The organism is Wolbachia endosymbiont of Leptopilina clavipes, from assembly GCF_006334525.1.
Taxonomy (GTDB): domain Bacteria; phylum Pseudomonadota; class Alphaproteobacteria; order Rickettsiales; family Anaplasmataceae; genus Wolbachia.
In genome coordinates this window covers 1-5344 of the sequence record NZ_QJHA01000018.1, presented here as the reverse complement: position 1 = coordinate 5344, position 5344 = coordinate 1, and the positions used below count along the sequence as shown (strand labels likewise).

The window sequence follows — 5344 nt, the reverse complement described above, 5'->3', positions numbered from 1 at the left end:
CAGTTAGCAAGAAAAAATTCAAATTAAAAAGCTGGGGAATAAAGCTTGCAAAAAAGAAGGGTATAAAGAAAGCAGTAGTTGCATTAGCAAGAAAACTAGCTGTAATTATGCATAGAATGTTGGTTGATAAAACAGAATTTTATTATCAATAAACACTAAAGGAGTATAGGACAATAATTTTATTGAAGGTAAAGATAGTAATGCCGATGGAAGGGATAAGCAAGAGCTATGGTTGAAGCGTAGACTTCGTAAACAACATGTTGCCATCCACTTCCGCCCTAACAAGTATAGTGCGGCTTGGCTAAAATTAAACTAGCCATATCAGACCGCGGAGAGAACCATGGAAGCATGCTACTTAATCTATGTAAAATTATTAAAGATTACGGAGGAAATATGCTATTTTGATTTGTGTAAAAATTATTGTTGACTTATGTGCAATTAGAGAACTATAGTTTTTGTTATTGTTTAGTGTTGACCTAGAAGGTCAACACTAATATACCTCTATATAATTTAATGTGTGGAGGTATATGTTAGATAATCCTAAAGGTCTAATTAAAACTGACCTGAATCAAAATACAAATGAAAATTTTTATAAATGTAAGACTTTTTAGAACTAGAAAGATACCTTGGAGCAAGTTGCTCCAAGGCTCTTGTTTACTTAGAATCCACCCATTCCGCCCATTGCTCCTGCACCCATAGGTGATGAAGCATTTTCTTCTTTGTTTGGTAGATCAACTATCATAGATTCAGTAGTAATAAGTGCGCTTGCTACAGACACTGCCGTTTCAAAAGCAATACGAACTACTTTTGCCGGATCAATTACACCAGCTGTTGATGCATTAGCGTAGTTCATAGCCTCAACGTTGTATATAAGCTCTTTATCATTCTGATTAATCAAATAGTCAATTATAACAGCAGATTCAAGACCAGCATTTTTAACCAATCTTTTGATTGGAGCACTGAGAACTTTTTTGACAATGTTGATACCTATTTGCTCTTCATCGCTTGAAGCTTTTAGCTTATCAAGAGCAGATGCAGCGTAAAGAAGTGCAACTCCACCACCGGGAACTATACCTTCTTCAATTGCAGCTCTTGTTGCGTGAAGTGCATCTTCAACTCTATCTCTGCGTTCTTTTACTTCTACTTCGGTTGCTCCACCAACTTTGAGCACAGCAACACCCCCTGATAATTTTGCTAAACGTTCTCTTAGCTTTTCTTTATCATAATCAGAGGTTGAAGTTTCAATCTGAGATTTAATCTGCTCAATTCTAGCTTTCACTCTGTCAGAGGTGCTATTTTCGCTGACAATTGTAGTATTGTCTTTAGTGATTTTAACATTTTTGGCAGTACCAAGATCTTCAAGAGTTAAATCTTCCATCTTGATTCCAAGCTCATCTTTTATGACATACTTAGCACCTGTTAAAGCTGCTATGTCTTCGAGCATCTCCTTTCTCCTATCACCAAAACCTGGAGCTTTTACTGCAGCAACTTTTAGACCACGTAATTTGTTGATCACTAAAGTGCTTAATGCTTCACCTTCAACATCTTCTGCAATGATAAACAAAGGTTTACCAGACTTAAAAATAGCCTCAAGAATAGGAAGTAAAGGTTGAATAATATTAAGTTTTTTTTCTGTAATCAGCAAATATGGATCATCAAGCTCCACGCTCATCTTTTCATTATTTGTAACAAAGTATGGAGAGAGATAACCACGGTCAAACTGCATACCAGTTGTATGTTCAACTTCTAATTCTTTTGAACCCTTACTCTCTTCAACAGTGATTACGCCTTCTTTTCCAACTTTTTTAACAGCATCAGCAATGTTATTACCAATAGCTTTATCACCATTTGCAGAAATTATTGCAACTTGTGCAACTTCATCCATTTTCTCTAAAGAAATTGTGCGAGACATTGATGTAATCTCCTTTAATATCACATCTTTTGCCTTCTGTATTCCATTTTTGATACAAATACGATCATTTCCAGCTGCAATTGACTTTGAAGCTTCCATTATCATATTGCTAGTCAGTATTGAGCATGTTGTGGTACCATCACCAACTTTGTCATTACACTGAGAAGCACTTTGAGCAATGGTGCTTACTATCGCAGAGTGTAATGGTCTTTCAGGCTTTATACCTTTCATTACCTTATAGCCATCCTTTGTGACCTCTGGTCCACCATATGGCTTGCTAATTCCTACTGTATTTCCCCTAGGCCCTGCAGTTGCTCCCACCGTTGAGTCAACCATTGCTGCAACTTCACGAAAGGCTTCTTGCAACTGTTCGCCTGATACTACTATGTTAGCCATTTTTATCACTCCTTAAATTAATAAAAAATTTAGAATATTAAAATACATAATGCACTATATAGCGCATTAGTTTAGTAAAATAGGAATACCTACTTGATAACAGCAAGTAGGTCTGACTCCTTCATCACGACATACTTTTCATTATCATGCTCTACTTCTGTTCCAGCCCACTGCCTGTAGAAAACCTTATCACCAGTTTTTACAGTTAAAGCTATACGCTCTCCGCTTGAGTTGCGTGAACCACTACCAATTGCTATAACTTCACCTTTAGTAGGCTTCTTTTCAGCACTTGATGGTAGTACAATTCCACCTTGTTTTTCTTCAGTAATAGGCTTTATTAGCACATTATCATCTAATACATTCAAATTTACACTTGACATTTATGTTTCCTCATTAATAGATTAACCTACAATTCTATGTAGTCATCTAAAGGTTACATTTCAAGGGTTGGAGTTAGTAAAAGTGTATAATTTAAGGTTTGAACAGAAGTTTTATGGGTTACATACCGCTAGCAAACCGTAGTCTAATATCTTTATACGGACCAGATACGAGAGATTTTCTTCAGGGTGTTATAACAAATGATATTAATAAACTAAGTAGCCAGCAGGCAATTTACTCTTTATTACTCAATCCTCAGGGAAAATATCTGTACGATTTTTTCCTCATTGAGCATGATAAATATATTTATTTGGAGTGTGAAAATGCCCATCTACAGCAAATAATTGAAAAATTAGACTTGCTCAAAACTTACCTTAGAGTGAGGATTAAAGACATTAGTTCACTATATAAGGTTGGAGTTTTGTTTGATGCTAAGTTGGCGAAGTGTAGTAGTAAGTCACAAGTTATTTTTCAAGATCCAAGGCACAAGCTGCTAGGAATGAGGATCATACATGAAGATGAAATAAAAGAACCGGTTGGAGATTTTATTCAGTATGAAAAAGTTAGAATTAAAAACCTTGTCCCAGATGGAGCAAAAGATATGGTGCAAAATTCATCATTTCCGCTGCAATATTTAATCGATAAGATAAATGGTATAAGCTTTAATAAAGGGTGCTATATAGGTCAGGAAGTTGTAAATCGAATGAGCAGACAAGAAAAATTCAGAAGGAAACTTTACCTTGTTGAGGGAAAAAATGCACTTCCAAATATTGGCACTAAAGTAATCAGTGAACATAATGAAGAAGTAGGAGAACTACGCTCTAGTGTCGACAATATTGGACTTGCATTGCTTAATACTGGAAAAAGCCACGCAAATTTATATGTCGGTGGAGTTAGCATTAAGACGTTATAAAATATCTATTCGGGTAAAAGCACCTTTTTCTTGTTTGAATGTTTGTGATACTAGTTAAATTCTTGGCTTTCTTGCTTAAATGTATAATAATTAAAGTATTAGTGTTTTTATAAATATTATGGCTATTAGAAAAAGAGAGCTTTTATCCTGGTTTAGGGAAAGTGTGTTGAATGATCATAATCTGGATCTATTTAAAAACTTCTTGCAAGAAAAATATAAACATGCATATAAAGAGTGGAAGGAGAAGGAATTTGATATAGATCATCTATTTAGCTTAGAGGAAAGAGAGTATAGATATCAAAGTACATTATTGCATGTAATAGTTGGAGATTTTGATTACTTAGAGAAGGAAAAGAAGAAGTTAATACGATATCTATTAGACGAAGGTGCTAATGTTAATGCACTAGATTCTTTTAGAAACACTCCTTTGCACAAGAGTCATGAAAAAGAGGTAACACAATTTTACTAGATGCAGGTGCTAATGTTAATAAACGAAATTCTTGTGGAAACACTCCTTTGCACGAGAGTTGTTACAAAGAGGTAATACAAATTTTACTAGATGCAGGTGCTAATCCTTTTATAAAGGATCATTATGGAAGGACTGCAAGAGATTGTACCTATGATAAAGAAAGAAAGCAGCTTTTAAAAAGGCAGAGGATAAATACAAGTATAAGGCAATGAAAGTTGGTAGTGTTTGTGGTGTTGTAGCTGCATTAGCAGTTGGTGGTGGACTTTTTGCTGCTGGTGTTGCATTACCAATACTGGTTTAGTTGGTATAGTTGTAGCTGCTGCTGTACTCACTGGACTTATTGCTGGTGGTATTACATATGCAGTATCTACTAAGATAGAAAATCCTTACACATCAAGGTCGGCAACAGAACAAGGTTTGCCTCAGCCAAATTAAGTAAAAGGAAGAAAAGGCTTCTTCCTTTTCTCCAAGTTTTTTACTTCGTTAGGTACCCTTAATCCTATTCAGGGTACCTAGATCTGATAATAGGTGTAACCATTGCTCGAACAGAAACAATGTTTTTAGCGTCGTTCTTTAAAGAATGACACTATTTCCATTTGATTAGAAGCCCCTTTTTCTTGTTTTAGTTATTCACAGAATTGTTAATAACTAAGTTGATAACCCAGAGAAATACATATTTTACACATTATGAGTACTTCGGAGATCTATAATAAATATGATCTCCAAATACTAATATATATATAATTGAAAGTAAAAGAACTGTGGATAACTCTAAAAAGTTATATTTATTTTAATATTTTTTAAAAAAAACAAACAACATACTGTAATTGCGATTGAATGATGGAGAGACATACTCCATTATTTTAGCACGAAGTAACAAATTCAATGAATTGGTTCTTCAAAAATAATTTAAACTTTTACAGTAGGAGTAGTCTCATGAAATATTATAGCGGGTTAGATATCTCACTCAAAGAAACTTTTATTAGTATCGTTGATGAGAAAGGAAAAATTGTTAAAGAAGAAGTTGTTGCAAGTGAGAGCAGTGCAATAGCTGAGTTTCTGCTTAGTCAAAGCAGAGAATACGAATCCATAAAAGTGCAAGAAGCAATAAAAGATCTAGATAAAGTCAGTAAGGATTCAATTGAAGCATTAGTTTGTAGTTTGGAAATAATAGAAGAATCAATAAAAAAGCTTGATAAAATATTGTCAGAGAAAGGCAAGAAAGACGAAGTTTGCAAATTATTAACTACTGTTCCAGGAGTTGGTATTATAGTAG

At 34.4% G+C, this 5344-nt stretch carries 5 protein-coding genes and 2 pseudogenes; 5 read left to right on the top strand and 2 right to left on the bottom strand.

Annotated elements, in window-relative coordinates:
- Nucleotides 1-152 (top strand): annotated as a pseudogene (locus OUY_RS06320) (IS110 family transposase); the annotation flags it as partial.
- Nucleotides 153-658: 506 nt separating this feature from the next.
- Here OUY_RS06320 and groL read toward each other — a convergent pair.
- Nucleotides 659-2308 (bottom strand): chaperonin GroEL, encoded by a 1650-nt coding sequence (gene groL, locus OUY_RS01635; protein WP_139686517.1) that lies wholly within the window; start codon nt 2306-2308, stop codon nt 659-661.
- 89 nt (nt 2309-2397) lie between these two features.
- A complete protein-coding gene (locus OUY_RS01630; protein WP_007302813.1) occupies nt 2398-2688 on the bottom strand; it encodes a co-chaperone GroES in 291 nt (96 codons plus the stop codon).
- 113 nt (nt 2689-2801) lie between these two features.
- Here OUY_RS01630 and ygfZ point away from each other — a divergent pair, with 113 nt between their 5' ends.
- The 4 genes and pseudogenes from ygfZ to OUY_RS01610 form a co-directional block, all read left to right on the top strand.
- Nucleotides 2802-3599 (top strand): CAF17-like 4Fe-4S cluster assembly/insertion protein YgfZ, encoded by a 798-nt coding sequence (gene ygfZ, locus OUY_RS01625; protein ID WP_006012580.1) that lies wholly within the window; start codon nt 2802-2804, stop codon nt 3597-3599.
- Nucleotides 3600-3717: 118 nt separating this feature from the next.
- The gene (locus tag OUY_RS01620; protein ID WP_139686516.1) at nt 3718-4068 is read left to right on the top strand and encodes an ankyrin repeat domain-containing protein; all 351 of its coding nucleotides are present in this window, start codon (nt 3718-3720) and stop codon (nt 4066-4068) included.
- Nucleotides 4059-4280, top strand: a complete 222-nt coding sequence (locus tag OUY_RS06805) for an ankyrin repeat domain-containing protein (RefSeq protein WP_139686518.1) — start codon at nt 4059-4061, stop codon at nt 4278-4280. Before OUY_RS01620 ends, OUY_RS06805 begins: the two co-directional genes overlap by 10 nt.
- 724 nt (nt 4281-5004) lie before the next feature.
- Nucleotides 5005-5344 (top strand): annotated as a pseudogene (locus OUY_RS01610) (hypothetical protein); the annotation flags it as partial.